The sequence below is a fragment of the Paenibacillus sp. P22 genome, assembly GCF_000469945.2.
GTDB classification, from domain to species: domain Bacteria; phylum Bacillota; class Bacilli; order Paenibacillales; family Paenibacillaceae; genus Paenibacillus_O; species Paenibacillus_O humicus.
Genome location: NZ_CBRA020000027.1, coordinates 12,178 through 28,562, shown reverse-complemented (window position 1 = coordinate 28,562; position 16,385 = coordinate 12,178). Strand labels below are relative to the sequence as shown.

Here is a 16,385-nt window from a genome sequence, read left to right as displayed (position 1 = left end):
TTTCGGGAGAAGAAAAGAGCAGCCCCGAAAGGCTGCTCCAAATCCCGATTTCATGCCTATTTTTCACCAAGGCAAGTAAAGGCGACTTGCGGATCCGCTCCGTCACCTCCAGCATCCAGCGATCCGCTGAACACATCGTTCACCCGCGGAGCGCAGGCGACCGACACTTCCCGGCTCTCGCCGGGCAGCAGCATGAAGCCGGCCTCGTCCGCCAGCGTCCACCAGCGGTCTGTGCGTTCCTCGGGCATGATATGCAGCGCGGCCGAAGCGCCTTCGTTGCGCACGAGGTACCGGCGCACCACGGGACGGATTGCCGAGGCAGCCTCTCCGGCACGCTCATGCTCCAAGCCCGTCAGCAGCCCGGTCTCATGCTCCCTGACCGTCAGCGGTCCGGTCTCATGCTCCCAGCCCGTCAGCGGCTCGACCGCCAGGCTTGCCCCGCTCAGCTCCAGGGCCGGACGGAACGGATGCTCCTCCAGCGTCGAGAACACATAGACGTTATCCTTGCGCTCCGGTCCGTAGAGAAGCCGGATGAGGAACAATCCATCGCGGGTATCCGGCACCGCGAATTCCAGCCGCCCCGCCTCGGCTGAGCCTCTGCGTCGCAGCCCGCTGCCATCCGTCTGCGAAGCCGCCCCTGAAGAAGCAGCGAAAGACTTCGCCTCCAGTACTTGTCCGGCCGTATCCAGCACCTGCGCCTCGATCTCCATGCCGCCCCCGCCGGCGAAATGGGCGAACACTCCGGCCGAGAACGTCTCGCCCGCGCGCCAGGTCAGGCTGCGGTAATCCAGCGAAGCATGGGAGCCCTCGAATGCCTTGCGCACCCCGTAATAGGCCAGTTTCGGCTCCATGTAATAATCGACAAGACTGGTGCAGCTGGAGTTCGGCCAAGGCTCGTTGAGCTGCCAGATGATGCTGCCGCTGTTGCGGAAAGCTCTGCGCCGGTTCGCCTCCAGGATGAAGCGCAGCCCTTCGGACTGGATCCACTGGCTCGCCTGCACGAAGGCCGGCAGGTCCGCGAACGCGCCGAACAGCTCCGTATCGCGGTCAAAGGTATCCCACCATTCGCCGTGATGCCTCCAGACGAGGTTGTCCTGCATCGAGACCGGCTTCAGGTGGGCGGGACTCAAAAACTTGCGGAGGCTCTTCGCCGAGCTGATGCCGTCCACCCCGAATTCGCTGTGGAACAGATGGTCCACGTCTCCATACAGCTCGTAATGTCCGGGATTGCCCTGGTACTTCCAATGGCCGTGGACATCGTGGCTCACGCCCTTCTCCGCCGTAATGTACTGGACCGGCCCCGACGCGGAGGTCGGCAGGAACAGCCGCTGCGGGTCATGCGCCTCGACCAGCTCCTGCAAATAGGCCAGGTTGGAGTCCTCGCAGGTCGACGGCCGATTCGGCTCGCTCATGAGCTCGTTGCCGCCGCTCCATACGGTCAGCGACACATGGTTGCGCCGGGATTTCAGCGCCTTCTCGGCCGTCCGGCCGAGCAGCTCGACGAACGCCGGCTTCTTCGACGGCTCATTGTCGATGCCCGAGCTGGATTGGATGAATTCCTGCCAAATCAGGATGCCGTGGCGGTCGCAGAGCTCGTACAAATACGGCTTCTCGATGATGCCGCCGCCCCAAATGCGCAGCATGTTCATTCCGCAATCCTTGGCCAGCCGTACAATCCACTCATACCTCTCCGGCCCGACATTGCCGTAAAGATGGTCGAGCGGCGTCAGGTTGGCTCCCTGGATGTAGATTTTCTCGCCATTGACGACAAAGGTGTATGGAAGCGCGTCATCCGGAGCCTCCTCGTTCGGAACATAATCGAGACTGCGGATGCCGGCATTCATCACGCGCTCGTCCAGCACGCCCGTATCGTCCAGCAGCCGAATCGATAACCGGTACAGAGGCTGGCTGCCATATCCGTTCGGATACCAGACGGCCGGCTTGGGAATGCGGATGACAGCCGCCCCCTCGGAGCCCTGCACCGCTTCATCGACGACGAGTCCAGGCGATGCCCCTCCTTCTTCGGGAGACTGCACCTCGACTTGCCAGCGCAGCGTTCCAGCAGGCTCTCCGCGGCGGACGGCTTCCGCCGACAGCCGGATGATGCCTTCTCCGCGGCTCAGATCGGTATGGAGGGCGACATCGCCGATCGTCGCCGCTTGATGCACGCGAAGCACGACATCGTCCCAGATGCCCGTATTCACCAGGCGGGTGGAGAAGTCCCATTTGTAGTTGAAGCGGCTTTTTTGCGTAAAGGTTTCGGAGGTTTTGCCGATTTGCCCCATTTCGTCCGGAGCATGCTTCAAGACGACCTGCAGCTCGGCCGTTTCCCTCAGCTTGATGGCATCGGTCACGTTGAAGACAGCCGGCTCGTACATGCCCTTGTGCTCGCCGAGATAGACGCCGTTCATGCTGATCATGGCTTCATAATCCAGCCCTTTGAATACCAGCTCGATCTGCTCGCTCTCCAGCGCCGGACGATCAAAGGAAGCCCGATATACCCACCAGCGGTTCTCGATCCACTCGCAATGGGTGCTGTTCAAATCGCGGTAGGGGTCCTCGATCAGTCCTGCCCGGTACAGATCCTGATGCACGCCTCCCGGCACGGTCGCCGGAAGCCACTCCGTGACGCCGAGCAGCTCATTGCCGATTTCCATGCTCGTCCCCTTGAGCGGAACCCAGGGCCAAAAGCCCTTCAGCTCCCATTTCATGCCGTTCAGTTTCAATTCCATTAAGAGCCCCGCCTTTGCAATTTTTTCGTAGACAGTTTTCAACAAAATGTTAACATACTTAAACTTTTCTCTCAACAATTGTTCGCAACGCAAAAAGCCGCCTGGACGCGAAAACGATCCAGACAGCTTGGGTTTGAATAGGGAAATGAATAGCCTCCTATGGCTAGCGCCGTTTTCAGCCCTCTTGCACCTGGAAGATCGAATCCAGGATGACGGGCAGATTGTTCCGGAGCGATGCCGCTCCCAGCACGGAGCGGGCATGCATGCCCTTCTCATCTCCGAATACGTCCAGCATGAGCTCTGTGCAGCCGTTGAGCACCACATGATGCTCTTCGAACTCCGGCGATGCGTTGACGAAGCCCTGGATCTTCACGACGCGCTGGACCCGGTCCAGGCTTCCGAGCGCTTCCTGGACGACCGCCAGCACCTCGATCGCGGCCTGACGGGCGAATTCCTTCCCTTCTCCGGTCGTGAAGTCAATGCCCAGCTTGCCCTTCGGCTGCCCCGCCGGCCCCTTGCCGGAGACGAACAGCAGCCCTCCGGCCAGGACGCAGTTGGCGTACGTCGCCGCGGGTCCGCTTGCGGACGGAAGCACGATGCCGAGCTCGGCCAAACGGGCTTCTACCTTTCCTTTTTCCGTCATTTCATTTCCCCCTATATCCATTGTCCATGGCAGGAATCTTGGCTGAAGAGAACCGAATATAAGCTCGACGCCAGGATGCCCGAATGCCCATGCATGCCGACTCAGGGTGTATTTTACGCCCGTTTTGTACCGCCGGCAATCGGCCCTCCCATGATAAAATGGAAGAGGAAGGAATACCTATTCAAGGAGGGAATCCATGCAATTCTGGTTCAGCTACAACTGGATGGTCAGAGAGCAGTGGTATGAATGGTGCGGGGAGCTGTCCCAAGAGGAGCTTCTTCAAGAACGGACAGGCGGCGTCGGCGGCATTCTGAAGACGCTGTTCCATATCGTGGATGTCGAGTGGAGCTGGCTGCAGCTGCTGCAGGGCAAGCCGGACTTCCAGGAAAACTTCGAGGAGTACGCGACGCTGGCCAAGGTGCGCGAGCTCGACCGCCGCTTCCGCGCGGACATCGAAGGCTTCATCCGCGGCTGGGATGATTCCATGGAACAGCGGCCGCTTCTGGATACGCTTCCGGACGGAAGAGAGAGGCTGCTCGCCTGGGGCGAGGTCATGAGGCATGTCCTTGCCCACGAGATCCACCATATCGGCCAGCTGTCGGTCTGGTCGCGGGAGCTCGGGCGCAAGCCGGTATCCGCCAACTTCATCGAAAAGGGACTGATCGCACCAGCAGCCCCATGACGCTCCAGCTCTTCGGCTGCCCGCATCCCCTCTTCCCGCAACCGGCTGAACTCCCTGAAAAAAACAGATGCACATAGAAATAGGGCCCTGAAAAGGGCCCTATTTCCATGCCATTCATATCAAGGAGTGATCACGTTGTTGGAATAACCGGCGACGATGTACAGGGAATTGCTCGTGTTCGTCCAGATGCCGATATAGCCGCCGGGAGGAACGCAGGCGATATCGATATAGTCCCCGATCAACGGCACCGGTACCGGACTCGTTCCGTTCGGGTTGAAGGAGACGTCCGTTATGCGCGTATTGGTGAAGCTCTGGCCGCCGTTGACGGAACGGGCGACGTAGACGTCCAGATCGAACCCGTCCACCTGGTTGCTGTAGTAGATGATGTTCACGCCTCCCGTCAGAGGATCGACATCGACGGCAGGAAAGAAGTTCTGCGACCCCTGCGGAGCTCCCGTAATGCTCACCGGCGATGACCAATTGAGGCCAAGATTGGTCGAGATGCTCATGAAAATATCGGAATAACCCTGCCTGTAATCCTGCCAGACGGCGTAAATGCTGCCGTTGTACGGCCCGTTCGATCGGTCGGCGGATATATTGGCGAACGTCAGCACCCGAAAGGCATAACCTGGGACCGGAAGGACAGTCGGAACGAGCGATACGGGGCTGATCAGCACAGGACTGCCGAAAGTCGCGCCTCCGTCCAGCGAAGTACGGACAAAGAAATTATAGGGTGGCGTGACGGTAATCCAGCAAGCGTACAGGTTGCCGACCAGATCGATCGCCATGTCCGGACGCTCCACCATGGTCGTCGGGCTGGAGAGCAGCGTCGGCTGGTCCCAGGTCGCGCCTCCATCCGTGGAGCGGTTGAGGAATGCGACGGAGTTGCTGTTGTTCGCGACATTGAACTGGTGATTGTAAGAGACGTAGACATTGCCGAGGAACGGACTTGCCTGCCCGTTGTCGGCCAGCACGTTGGTCTCGTCGTTGTTGATATACGTGCCATAGCCTGGACCTACAAGAATCGGAGAGCCGAAGGTCTGTCCGTTGTCCGTGGAGATGTAGACGAAGGTAGTGCCGTCGCTGTTGCCGGGAAAAGCATGCGCGGATACGTAGAACGTGTTCGGAAAGGCGTAAGCGACCACAGCCGCCTCGGCGCCCGCAAAGCCGGCGGGAAGCGGCAGCAGCGTAATCGTCCATGTCGCGCCGCCGTTGACGGAACGGTACAGGCCGGTCTGCGGCACGCCGGACGTCGTATCCGTCGCGACCGCCACCATAATGGATGGATTCAAAAGATTCACGGCGACTGCCGGCTCGAAGATCGGGTTGCCTCCGCTCGGCGTGACCTGGAAATTGAAATTGGCCAACCGGGAAACCTCCTGTTCATTTTTTCAATCGCTTCAACTTGTGCATGCCCCATCCTATGCCGCCGTTCAATAGCCCGCTTGTTCATTCGCCTTTTGGAAAACAATTCTTCCAAAACCCAAGCATGTCCTCGCCTTATTCCATAGATTAATAGAAACCAAGGGAAAGGGTGATGCAGTATGGCTTTGACGACGGGTATTATTACGAATACGAGGGCAACGGGAACGGCAGCGACGAACATTGTGGTGAGCAGCCGCAACGAAACGGCAGCGCCAGCCTCGGTCGTGGTGCAGATCTTTGTCGTTCCCTCCACGACACTGGTCTTGACGCCTATTTATGTGACGGGTTATATCGTTCCCGCCTACAGCGCCGACATCCGGACTTTCACGGTCAGCGGAAACATCGCTTACGAGGTGCAGCTGGTCAACAATACGGCCTTGGCGAATGTCGTCTTCTCGACGTTCGGCATCGACGAATTCGGCAATCTGGTCCAAGAGCAAGGCTTTCCGCAAACGAAAATGACGGTCATTCCGGCACTGACGCCCATTTTGATGTAAAAAGCGGCGGCCCGAAAAACCTGACCCCGGCCTCCGGCCGGGGAATTTTTTGCGCTCAGCCTCTGCTTTTCCTTTCATCCATGCAGCCCCCTTCCAGGATAGGAAGATGAAGGAAGCCATCGCCGCCTCACCTCTCCGTTCCCATTCGGATGCTGCCGCCTTCCTTAAAAAGGTTCGCTGTTGTCCTTCTCGAGCACCTGTCCGCCAGTCTGCCTTGTCCATGCATGATTCGTTCCCGAACCGCATAATGGTTAAATCGACCTATCAGCTTGCGGAAGCGGGGATGAGCAACCATGCCTTTTGTCAACCGTTTTTTGCTGAACAACAACGGAGCCATTACGTATACGGGCAACACCTTGGGCCTCAGCAGCTCCGACACCGTTGCGGTGCCGGGAACCGTAGACAGCATCGGAGCCTTCGTAACGACCGACACGGGGCAGACCTTCGGCTTGTACCCCCCGGGAACAACGGGGAATTACGCGCTCAACAACTCCACGGCGATACTGGTGCTCCCGGCGGGCAGCAGCGTCCTGTACGCGGAGCTCATCTGGGGCGGCACCTATATCAACAACGGCGTCGACCTCAGCGCGTTCATCAACGATCCCGTCCGCTTGACGACGCCGTCCGGGCTGTTCAGCATTACGCCGGACCCCGCCACCAGCTTCAATGTGCTGCTCTCCAACTCGCCGCCATACCCTCCCGCATACGCCTACGTGCGCTCGGCGGATGTCACCGGCATCGTACAGACCGCCGGAGCCGGCGATTATACGGCCGGAGGAATCGTCGGCACAATCGTCGTTCCGGATCCGACCTCCAACCACGCCATGTGGACGCTCGCCGTCGCTTACGCCAACGCGTCCGAGCCGCTGCGGAACTTGTCCATCCGCGTCGGAGCGGCCGTCATTCAGGCCACCTCGGGACCGGTCAGCACGGTCATCACCGGATTCGCCACCCCGTTTCAAGGCGCGCTGGACGGACGCGCGCAGCTCAGCGCCCAGGAAGGCGACGCCAACAAGACGGGGGATATGGCCCAGTTCGGCCCTACCGCCGCCACGCTGACGACCTTATCGGGTCCGAACAACTTCGCGAACAACTTCTTCGCCTCCCAAATCAACAACGATGCCGGACTTCTCGACACGACCGGCACCTTCGGCACCCGCAATCAGATCAACGGAACCCCGGGAACCAATATCGTCGCGGGCAGGCAGGGCTATGACGTTACCAACGTCACCGTCGCCGGCACGCTGCTGAATGCCCAGACCTCGGCCGTCTTCAACCTGACCACCAGCGGCGACGGCTACCTCGTGGACTCCGTCGGCCTGCAGATCGACATCACCGCGCCGCTGATTACGATCGTCAAGTCCACCACAGCGACGGACGCGGTTATCGGCGATATCGTCACCTATACGCTCACCGTGCAGAATACAGGCGTGGTCAATGCCAGCAACGTGCAGGTGTTCGATACGATCGACGAGACGAGTGCCGCCTTCGTCCCCAACAGCGTTACGCTGAACGGCGTTCCCGTTCCCGGCGCGAAGCCGGAAACCGGCGTCACGGTCGGACTGCTGACTCCTGGCGCAACAGCCGTCATCACCTTCCGGTATCAGGTGACCGCCGTGCCGTTCGGAGGGACCATCGACGACCAAGGAAACGTTGCGTACACGTACCAGCCGACTCCCGATTCGCCGGTCATCTCGACCTCCGTTCCGTCCAACATCGTCCATATTCCTGTATTCTCGCCTGTCGTCGGTCTCGTGAAGAGCGGAGTGCCTGAATCCGTCTTCATCGGGAACCCCGTCACGTATACGCTGAATGTCAGCAACACCGGCAACATCGCCGCCAACGTCACCATCACGGATCCGACCCCCGCCGGCTCGTCCTTCGTTCCGGGCAGCGTGACGGTCGGAGGCGTGGCCGTACCGGGCGCAAGTCCCGTGACCGGCATACCGGTCGGCGTTCTGGATCCAGGCGCGTCGGCTGTCGTCACCTTCCAGGTGCTCGTCACCTCCGAGCCTCCCGGAGGCAATCTGGTCAATCAATCGACGGCCGCGTTCACCTATCAGCCGCCGGACGGGCGCATGCTGACCGGCTCGACGCCTTCCAACCAGGTCGTCATTCCGGTCCTCAATCCGATCGACACGCCTAACGTTCCCGTCGTCAAAAGCGCAGACGCCGCAAGCGGCATCGTCGGAGAAGTCATCACGTTCACCGTCGTCTCCACCAACAACAGCGTCGCCGGCATCCTGAACGCCGTCCTGACCGACACGGTTCCAGCCGGTTACGCCTTCGTCGCGGGCAGCGCGACAGTGAACGGAGTGCCCCAGCCGGCAGCCGATCCTATTACCGGCTTCGCAATCGGAACGTTAGCCATCGGCGCCTCGGCGACGGTCTCCTTCCAGCTGATGATTGCGTCTGTGCCGGTGCCTCCCGTCCTGACCAATACGGCGTCCTTGCAGTATGATTTCCTCGGAAATCCGTACAGCACGCCTTCCAATCCGGTCGACGTCACCGTGCTGCAGCCGGTCATCGTGCCGCTCAAGAGAGCCAATGCCTTCGGCGGCGCTGTCGGGCAAACGATCACCTACTCCGTCACCGTTACGAACAGCGGCAATGTCGCCGCCGTCACGACCGTTGCGGATTCTCTCAACCCGTACAGCGCCTTCGTAGCCGGATCGGTTTTCGTGAACGGCATCTCCGTCCCGGCCGCAAGCCCCTTGACGGGCATCGTCATCGGCAGCATAGCTCCCGGGGAATCCGTCGTCGTCTCCTACGATGTCGTGCTCACCGCCAGTCCGCCGACAGGCGTCTACGACAACCAGGCTGTGGCCGCCTTTACGTTCCAATCCCCTTCCGGATTGACGGGCAGCGGCTCGACGCCTTCCAACGTCGTTCAGATCGTCGAGAACGACGGCGATGTGACGATTGCGAAGTCAGGGTCGGAAACGTTCGGCATCGTCGGAGACATCGTCACCTTCACCTTGACCATCAGCAGCGCATTCGCGCTTCCCGTGACGGATGTCATCGTCTCCGACAATTCCACCCCCGGCTCGATTTTCGTGCCGGGCAGCGTCACCGTCGGCGGCGCTCCTTCTGCCGGCAACATCAATGCCGGCGTCGGCATCGAGACGCTGGCGCCGGGCCAGACCGTCATCGTCACCTTCCAGGAAGAGATCGTGTCCTTGCCGGAGCCCGGCTACAACGTCAACGATTTCGCTACAATCACCTTCGTCCTCGGAGGAACGACCCGCATCTCGCAGTCCAACATCGCGACCGTGACGATCGCCCAGCCGGTCATCAGCGCCGTGAAGAGCGCCGCCGAGCCCTACGTATTCGTCGGCGACGAGGTGCACTATCAGACCGTTGTCACCAATACCGGCAGCTTCAATGCCGAGTTGACCTGGTTCGACCTGCTGCCGCCGGGCTCCGTGTTCGTAGAGAACAGCCTGACCTTGAACGGAATGCCCGTACCGGGAGAGAACATGCTGACAGGCGCCTTCATCGGCACCGTCGAAGCGAATTCGACGGCCTTCATCACCTTCAAGCTCAAGGTCGTTTCCTACCCGCCTGCGGGACAGCTGCTCAACCAGGGAAATCTCGTCTTCAGCTTCGCTTTCCCGAACGGCCGGTCGTTCACGCTCAACCAGAAAACCAACCCGGTCGTCGTTCCGGTACTCGCCCTCTCCACGCTGGCCAAATCCGTCAGCGCAAGCAGCGTCGCGGTCGGAAACTCCGTCGCCTTCTACTTGACGGTGTCCAATCCGAACATCGCTCCGCTCCAAAACGTCGTCCTGACCGATGCAATTCCAAGCGGGCTGTCCTACGTTCCCGGAAGTCTCAGCCTGAACGGCACGCCGCTCCCGAACACGTCGAACCTGAGCCGCCTGTCGATCGGGACCGTCCCCGCTCAAGGCTCGTCGGTCATCCGCTTCCTCGCGAACGCGGACTTCGCGCCGCTCAATCCGGTCGTGGTGAATACGGCGTCGTTCAGCTACGACCTCTCGCTGCCCAGCGGCAATCCCGTGCCGCGCACAGGCGTATCCAACCCGGTGCCGGTCACGATCGAGGAACACGAGGAATAAGGCAGCCATTCAGGCAAAACGAAAAAAAGCTTGGCATCCGCCAAGCTTTTTTTTCGCGCGCTGCAAGCATCGCCGCTAGACGTTCCCGGCCAGAATCTCCTCGGCAAACTCCGCCAGCCGCACCGGCTCCCCGCCGGAGAGGCGGGACTTCTCCGCCGCGAACGCCATCAGGTGGCTGCGCACAGAGGCGGCTGCGGAGGTCAGGCCTTCCTGACCGTCGTAGGAGCGGACCTCCTGCAGGAAGCTGCGGACGATGCCGCTGTCTCCGCCTCCATGGCCGGTCCGCTGCTCCGGAATCGTAATTTCGTTCTTGCGGTGCGTCAGGAAATCGTAGACGGTGATCTTGTCTTCCTCTCCCCGGATCTCGCCGCGCGTGCCCATGATCTGGATGCGCCGTTCCTGCTCGTAGGTGAAGCCGCTCATGCTGAACATGGCCGTCGCTCCGCCCTCGAATTCCATCGCCACGACCTGATGGTCCACGACGTTGTTGTCGCTGCGGTAGACGCAGCGGCCGTAATCCGTCGTGCGCAGCCCTTCGAGAATGGTCTCGCGCTCCAGGTTCGGCGAGAAATGCCCGGCCCAGCCCTTGTAGGGCTTGCTGAGATAGAAGCGCGGCGCGGAATAAGGGCAGTCCGGCTCCACCGCGCAGTCCAGGCAGCGGGCGGCGGATCCGGCCGGAGCCTGCTCCTCGCGGAAATGCATGAGCGAGCCGAAGGAGCTGACGCTGACGCAGCTCTTGTCCATGAGCCAGCTGAGCACGTCCATGTCATGGCAGGACTTGGCCAGAATCATCGGGCTCGCCTTGTCGGAGTTGTTCCAGTTGCCCCGTACGAAGCTGTGGGCGATATGCCAGTAGCCTACGTTCTCGTTGAGCTGAATGGAGGCGACCTCGCCGATCTCGCCCGAGGCGATGATTTCCTTGATCGTCGACCAGAACGGAGTATATCGCAGCACATGGCAGATGCTCAGCAGCCGGCCGTGATCCCTGGCCGCCTGCTCCATGTCGAGGCACTCTCGCGGATTCGGAGACATCGGCTTCTCCAGCAGCACATGATAGCCGGCCGCCAGCGCCCTCATCGTCGGCTCGTAATGCATCCGGTCCTGGGTGCAGATGATGGCGATGTCCGCCTTCCTCGGCTCTGCCAGCAGGCCTTCCCATGACGGGTAGCGTTCCTCTGAAGCGATGCCATGCTTCTCCGCCGTCCGCTCCAGACGCACCGGATCGGCTTCCGCCACGGCGGTCAGCCGCAGCTCATGGGGATAATCCAGCGCGTAAGGGGCGTAACCGCCGGCGCCTCGCGCGCCGGCTCCGATCAGCACTGCTGTAAGTGGGGGCATGATTGTACCTCTTTTCTCAATTCTTGTTGTTGCGGTCCAGCGCCGCCTGATAGATTTCGATATACTGCTTGAGTCCCATGCCGTCCAGCGTCGAGACATAGGAGTCCCAATCGCCGAGCTTGGCGTCTCCGACGATGAATTTGTCCCTCATCTCGTCCACATAGGTCTGGATGTCGGTGCCGACCGTGGAGAGCACCTCCTGCTCCTCCGCCGTGAAGCTGAAGCCCGGCCAGACGGCATCCGGCTTGAGCACGTAGGGATCGGCCTTCTTGGAGTTCGCCACGGAAGTCGGCAGCGCCTCGGCGCCCTTGAAATACTTCTCCTTCACATAACCCGGATAGAGGCCGCCCGGCCAGATGAGATAACGGCTGACCGCCTGGTCGAGGCTGAGGCCGTCCTTGTTTTTGGCCATATCGTCGACATACTCCACGCTGCCGTCGGCGTTCTCCTTGTACGTATCGTCCTTCCAGCCCATGAAGAAGTTCTTGATGCCTTCGTCTCCATAGAAATAGTCCATCCAGCGGATCATCGCCTCCGGATTTTTCGCCTTGTCCGTCAGGACGAACTGCGCGATCCCGCCTAGCGGAGCCCCGAGATAAGTGTACATCCGCTCGCCGTCCGGCCCCTTCAGCACCGGCAGGCCGACATAACCGTTGTCGTTGTAGATGGCGACGGGATCGACGTTGTCGACGACGCCGAGCAAGCCGGCCGTGCCCTTGGCGTCGATCTCCTCGGCCTTGACGGAGGCGATGTCCTTCTCGATCAGGCCGTCCGCGTACAGACCGTGCACGTACTCCAGCAGCTTCTTGTATTCGGGAGCGGCCGCCACGAAGCGGATCTTGCCCTTGTTCGCGGGGGCCTCGTCGACATAGGGATTGGCCGCTCCGCGGTTGTTGAGGCCGAAGGAGCCCTTGAGATACCCCATGAGACCCGCCGTACCGGTGCCGCCCCAGGCGATCTCATCCGGCTTGCCGTTGCCGTTCGGATCTCCCGTCTTGAACGCCTTCAGCATCGCCTTGAACTGGTCCAGATCCTGCGGCTCCTGAATGCCCAGCTTCTGGAGCCATTCGGTCCGCACCCACGGCGTATTGAAGAAGACGGAGCGGAAGTCGGGATCGTAGATGACCGGCAGGGAGTAGATGTTGCCGTCCGGCATCGTGATGCCCTGCTTGATGCTCGGGTATTTGTCCATGATCGCCTTGAAGTTCGGCGCGTACTTGTCGATGAGGTCGTTGAGCGGCAGGAAGACGCCCTGCTCGCCGTACTTGACCACCTCGGAGCGGCTGAAGGACGAGGCATAGAACACCTCCGGATAATTGCCGCCGGCAAGCAGCAGGTTGCGCTTCTCCTTCAAGCCGTCCTTCTGGACGGTCTCCCAGTTCATATGGATGTTGGTCTTCTTCTCGTATTCCTGCCACAGCTTGAGATGGCTCCAGTCGACGTTGGCGAAAAACTTGCCCGCAAAGCCGGACACCTCGATCTTGTCCTTGACGATCGGGAAGCCGGACGCTTCGATGCCCGCGTCCTCACCCTTGGAGCCTCCCGCTTCGGCGCTGCCTCCGCCGTTTCCGTTGTTGCTGCATGCCGCAAGCATCGCAGCCGTCAGCGCAAGCGCAAGCGCCCCTTTTGCCTGCCTCTTTCCGATGATCACCCTAACCCCTCCCGATGTCGTTGGTATGCCTCTTCAACAGCTCGTAATGCATGTATGGAAGATCAGCCCTTGATGGCGCCGACCATGATCCCCTTCACGAAGTAGCGCTGCAGGAACGGATACAGGAGGAACATCGGAATGTTCGCGACGACGAGCACCGCATACTTGATGCCCTCGACGGCGCGCTGCTGCTTGATCGCCGATTCGGTGGAGGCCCGCACCATCTCGTCGGTCTGTCCCTGGATCAGGATTTCCCGCAGGATGAGCTGGAGAGGGAACTGCTTGCGGTCGGACAGATAGAGCAGCGCGTTGAAGAAGGCGTTCCAGTGGCCGACCGCGTAATACAGCACCGTCACGGCGATGATCGGCATGGACAGCGGCAGCACGATGCGGATCAGCGTCTGGAAGTTGGAGCAGCCGTCGATGACGGCAGCCTCCTGCATTTCCGCCGGGATCGACTGCTGGAAGTAGGTCCGCATGATGATGATGTTCCAGACCGATACCGCTCCCGGCAGAATCATGACCCAGAACGTATTCAGCAGATGAAGGTTCTTGATCAGCAGATAGGTCGGGATGAGGCCTCCTCCGAAGAACATCGTGAACACCATGACGCCCATGAACAGATTGCGACCGGCAAAATCGCTCCGGGAAAGCGGATAAGCGGCGAGAATCGTCATGACAAGATTCAGCCCCGTGCCTGCCGCGGTGTAGAGCAGCGTGTTCAGGAATCCGCGCACGATCGCATCGTTCTTGAAGATGCTGGCGTAGGAATCGACCGTCATTCCCTTCGGCCAGAGCCAGATTTCCCCGCCCATGATGTATTGGGGATCGCTGAAGGAAGCGCTGACGACGTAGACGAGCGGATACAGCACGCACAGGGCGACAAGGGAAAGCAGGGAATAAACGACGATATTGAACATCCGGTCTTCTCTTGCTGCGGTCATGCTACTCTCCCCTTTACCATAGGCTGGTCCCCCCGGCGCGCCGGGCGACGGCGTTCACGAGCACAAGCAGCAGGAAATTGATGACGGCGCTGAACAGGCCGATCGCGGCCGAGAAGCTGTAATTGGCGTCCAGGATGCCGCTGCGGTACACATAAGTGTCGATGATGTCCGAGCTCGCCAGATTGAGGTTGTTCTGCATGAGCAGCACCTTCTCGAAGCCGATCGCCATGACGCTGCCGAGGTTGAGGATGAGCAGGATGACGATCGTGGGACGGATGCCGGGAAGGTTGATATGCCAGATGCGCCGGATCCGGCTCGCTCCGTCGACGCGGGCCGCTTCATGCAGCTGGGTGTCGATGCCTCCGAGCGCGGCGAGATAAATGATGGAGCTCCACCCCATCGTCTGCCAGACGTCGGACAGCACATAGAGCGTCTTGAACCACGAAGGATTCGCCATGAAGTTGACGGTGTCTCCCCCGAGCGCGCCGATGAACTGATTGACGAGGCCGTAGCGGGGGTTCAGGAAGATCATCATCATGCCGACCACGACGACGGTCGAGAGGAAATGCGGAGCGTATGTGATCGTCTGGACAAACTTCTTGAATCTCTCAGCCTTCGCTTCGTTGAGGAGGAGCGCCAGAAGGATCGGAATCGGGAAGCCGATGACGATCAGATACAGGCCGAGCTCGATCGTGTTGAAGATCAGCCTTTCGAAGAAGAAGCTGTGGAAGAAGCGGTCGAAATGCTTCAGTCCGACCCATGGGCTGTCCCAGATCCCTTTGTTGATCCGGAAGTCCTTGAATGCGATTTGAATGCCGTACATCGGAACGTAGTGGAACAGAATGTAATAAGCAAGTACCGGAGAAATCATGACATAGAGCTGCCAATTGCGAAGGATTTTGCTGAAGCGGGAGATTCTGGCTGTGCTTTTCAACGGTTTTCGGCCCACATGCTCTTGCTGAAGCATCGCCATCGGTTGATCGCCCTCCAGGTGCGGTAGGTTTGTTTACGTGAATCTATCATATGAGAACGATATCCAAATTGTCAACGAAATAATCCAAATATTTTTGGCTTTTTCCTCACGTTTGGATTGAGTTTTAGAAGAAAATAGAGTCTGTCCCTATCCGAATTCGAATAGATAACGCTTTCATTTTCTGTTTTGCTCTGCTCCTTTGCAATCCTGTTTTCTAACTTAGCAGAAAAGATCCGAATCGGCAACAAGTATTTTGGAGTCAATTATCCAAAATATTTGGATAAGAACCCGCAAAAAAACCTGACGATAAAACGTCAGGTCAGGGAAGAGTCCAGCTGCCAATCGGAGGATTCGCGTACAACGAGCGAGCAAGGCAGCAGCAGCTTCGGCACATCCCGGTATTCGCCGCGGGCGAAGTCGTACAGGAATTTGCAGGCGGCCCGCCCGATCTCCAGCCTCGGCACATGCACCGATGTCAGAGGCGGCGACGTATACTGCGCCAGCTCGATGTTGTCCATTCCGGCGAACGCGATATCCTCCGGAATCCGGCAGCCCTGGTCCATGGCAGCCCGCATCGCGGGAATGGCGAGCGTGTCGCTGGCGCAGAACATGGCGGTCGGCCTGTCCTCCGGCGCCAGCGCGCTCAGCATGGCGGACGTTTCGGCATAGCTCTTTTCCACGCTCCAGTCCGCATCCACGATCCATTCCGGCCGGAACGGCAAATCGGCCTGCAGGATGGCGAATTTGTATCCGAGATACCGTTCGTCGTTCTCCATGATCTTGTCGAAGGCGGGGCCTCCGACATACCCGATCCGGCGATGACCCTGGTCCAGCAAATGCCGGACCGCCATCCGGGCCGCCGACATGCGGTCGCAGTCGACGGTCGGAATGCGGATGGAATCGTCGTTGAGGCTCACCCCCGCCATCGGGATGCCGCTGTCGACCAGCGTCCGATGCATGCCCCGGTCATACCAGCCCAGAGCCAGCACCGCTCCCGCACCGGTCTCGTCCAGCATGGAACGCAGCCTGCCGGGTTCCCGCAGCTCCTCATAGGAGCGCATGATCGCCGGCGGCAGTCCCATCTCGGCCAGCCTGCCGTGGAAGCCTTCGAGCACTTCGGCAAAATAAGGATGGTTGCCCATCAGATTGCCGGGCAGGATGCATACATATTGCAAAGGCAGACCGGCTGCCGGAAACGCCATTCCCTGCAGCGGGTAGCCGACCTGGATGGCGGCCGCCTTGATCTTGCGCTTGGTCTCCTCGCTGACGGGCCTCGACGTATCGCCGCTGATCGCCCTGGATACCGTAGAGATCGACACGCCGAGCAGATCGGCGATGTCCTTGAGCTTGGCCACTTGCCCGTACCTCCATTCACTCGCTCCAATTATGCTTCAACCATCTTATCATATCGGAGAAGCGGA

General features: G+C 60.0%; 11 protein-coding genes. 3 read left to right on the top strand and 8 right to left on the bottom strand.

Going from position 1 to position 16,385, the window contains the following annotated elements; genetic code table 11:
* Positions 1 to 56: 56 nt before the first annotated feature.
* Both BN871_RS06165 and BN871_RS06160 read right to left on the bottom strand, forming a co-directional pair.
* Positions 57 to 2,732 carry a glycoside hydrolase family 2 protein gene (locus tag BN871_RS06165; protein WP_048745028.1) on the bottom strand — a complete coding sequence of 892 codons (2,676 nt, stop codon included), beginning with the start codon at positions 2,730 to 2,732 and terminating at the stop codon, positions 57 to 59.
* Between the two features lie 175 nt (positions 2,733 to 2,907).
* Entirely contained in the window at positions 2,908 to 3,375 is a 468-nt protein-coding gene (locus BN871_RS06160; RefSeq protein ID WP_048745027.1) for a RidA family protein, read from the bottom strand.
* 196 nt (positions 3,376 to 3,571) lie between these two features.
* Here BN871_RS06160 and BN871_RS06155 point away from each other — a divergent pair, with 196 nt between their 5' ends.
* Positions 3,572 to 4,057, top strand: a complete 486-nt coding sequence (locus tag BN871_RS06155) for a DinB family protein (RefSeq protein WP_021881299.1) — start codon at positions 3,572 to 3,574, stop codon at positions 4,055 to 4,057.
* A gap of 119 nt (positions 4,058 to 4,176) precedes the next feature.
* On the opposite strand, the gene BN871_RS06150 is transcribed toward BN871_RS06155, so the two are convergent.
* Positions 4,177 to 5,424 carry a sialidase family protein gene (locus BN871_RS06150; RefSeq protein ID WP_021881298.1) on the bottom strand — a complete coding sequence of 416 codons (1,248 nt, stop codon included), beginning with the start codon at positions 5,422 to 5,424 and terminating at the stop codon, positions 4,177 to 4,179.
* Positions 5,425 to 5,601: 177 nt separating this feature from the next.
* Between BN871_RS06150 and BN871_RS06145 the strand changes: the two genes are divergently transcribed.
* Together BN871_RS06145 and BN871_RS06140 are read left to right on the top strand one after the other, a co-directional pair.
* On the top strand, positions 5,602 to 5,979 hold the full coding sequence (locus BN871_RS06145; protein ID WP_021881297.1) for a hypothetical protein: 378 nt from the start codon (positions 5,602 to 5,604) through the stop codon (positions 5,977 to 5,979).
* Between the two features lie 293 nt (positions 5,980 to 6,272).
* Positions 6,273 to 10,058 carry a DUF11 domain-containing protein gene (locus tag BN871_RS06140; protein WP_048745026.1) on the top strand — a complete coding sequence of 1,262 codons (3,786 nt, stop codon included), beginning with the start codon at positions 6,273 to 6,275 and terminating at the stop codon, positions 10,056 to 10,058.
* Between the two features lie 75 nt (positions 10,059 to 10,133).
* Here BN871_RS06140 and BN871_RS06135 read toward each other — a convergent pair whose 3' ends face one another.
* From BN871_RS06135 to BN871_RS06115, 5 genes are all read right to left on the bottom strand, one after another.
* On the bottom strand, positions 10,134 to 11,396 hold the full coding sequence (locus BN871_RS06135) for a Gfo/Idh/MocA family protein (protein WP_048745025.1): 1,263 nt from the start codon (positions 11,394 to 11,396) through the stop codon (positions 10,134 to 10,136).
* Between the two features lie 16 nt (positions 11,397 to 11,412).
* On the bottom strand, positions 11,413 to 12,990 hold the full coding sequence (locus tag BN871_RS06130) for an extracellular solute-binding protein (protein ID WP_048745040.1): 1,578 nt from the start codon (positions 12,988 to 12,990) through the stop codon (positions 11,413 to 11,415).
* A gap of 119 nt (positions 12,991 to 13,109) precedes the next feature.
* Positions 13,110 to 13,991 (bottom strand): carbohydrate ABC transporter permease, encoded by an 882-nt coding sequence (locus BN871_RS06125; protein ID WP_048745024.1) that lies wholly within the window; start codon positions 13,989 to 13,991, stop codon positions 13,110 to 13,112.
* Positions 13,992 to 14,004: 13 nt separating this feature from the next.
* Positions 14,005 to 14,958 carry a sugar ABC transporter permease gene (locus BN871_RS06120; protein ID WP_048745039.1) on the bottom strand — a complete coding sequence of 318 codons (954 nt, stop codon included), beginning with the start codon at positions 14,956 to 14,958 and terminating at the stop codon, positions 14,005 to 14,007.
* Between the two features lie 320 nt (positions 14,959 to 15,278).
* Positions 15,279 to 16,319, bottom strand: a complete 1,041-nt coding sequence (locus tag BN871_RS06115; RefSeq protein ID WP_048745023.1) for a LacI family DNA-binding transcriptional regulator — start codon at positions 16,317 to 16,319, stop codon at positions 15,279 to 15,281.
* Positions 16,320 to 16,385 lie beyond the last annotated feature (66 nt).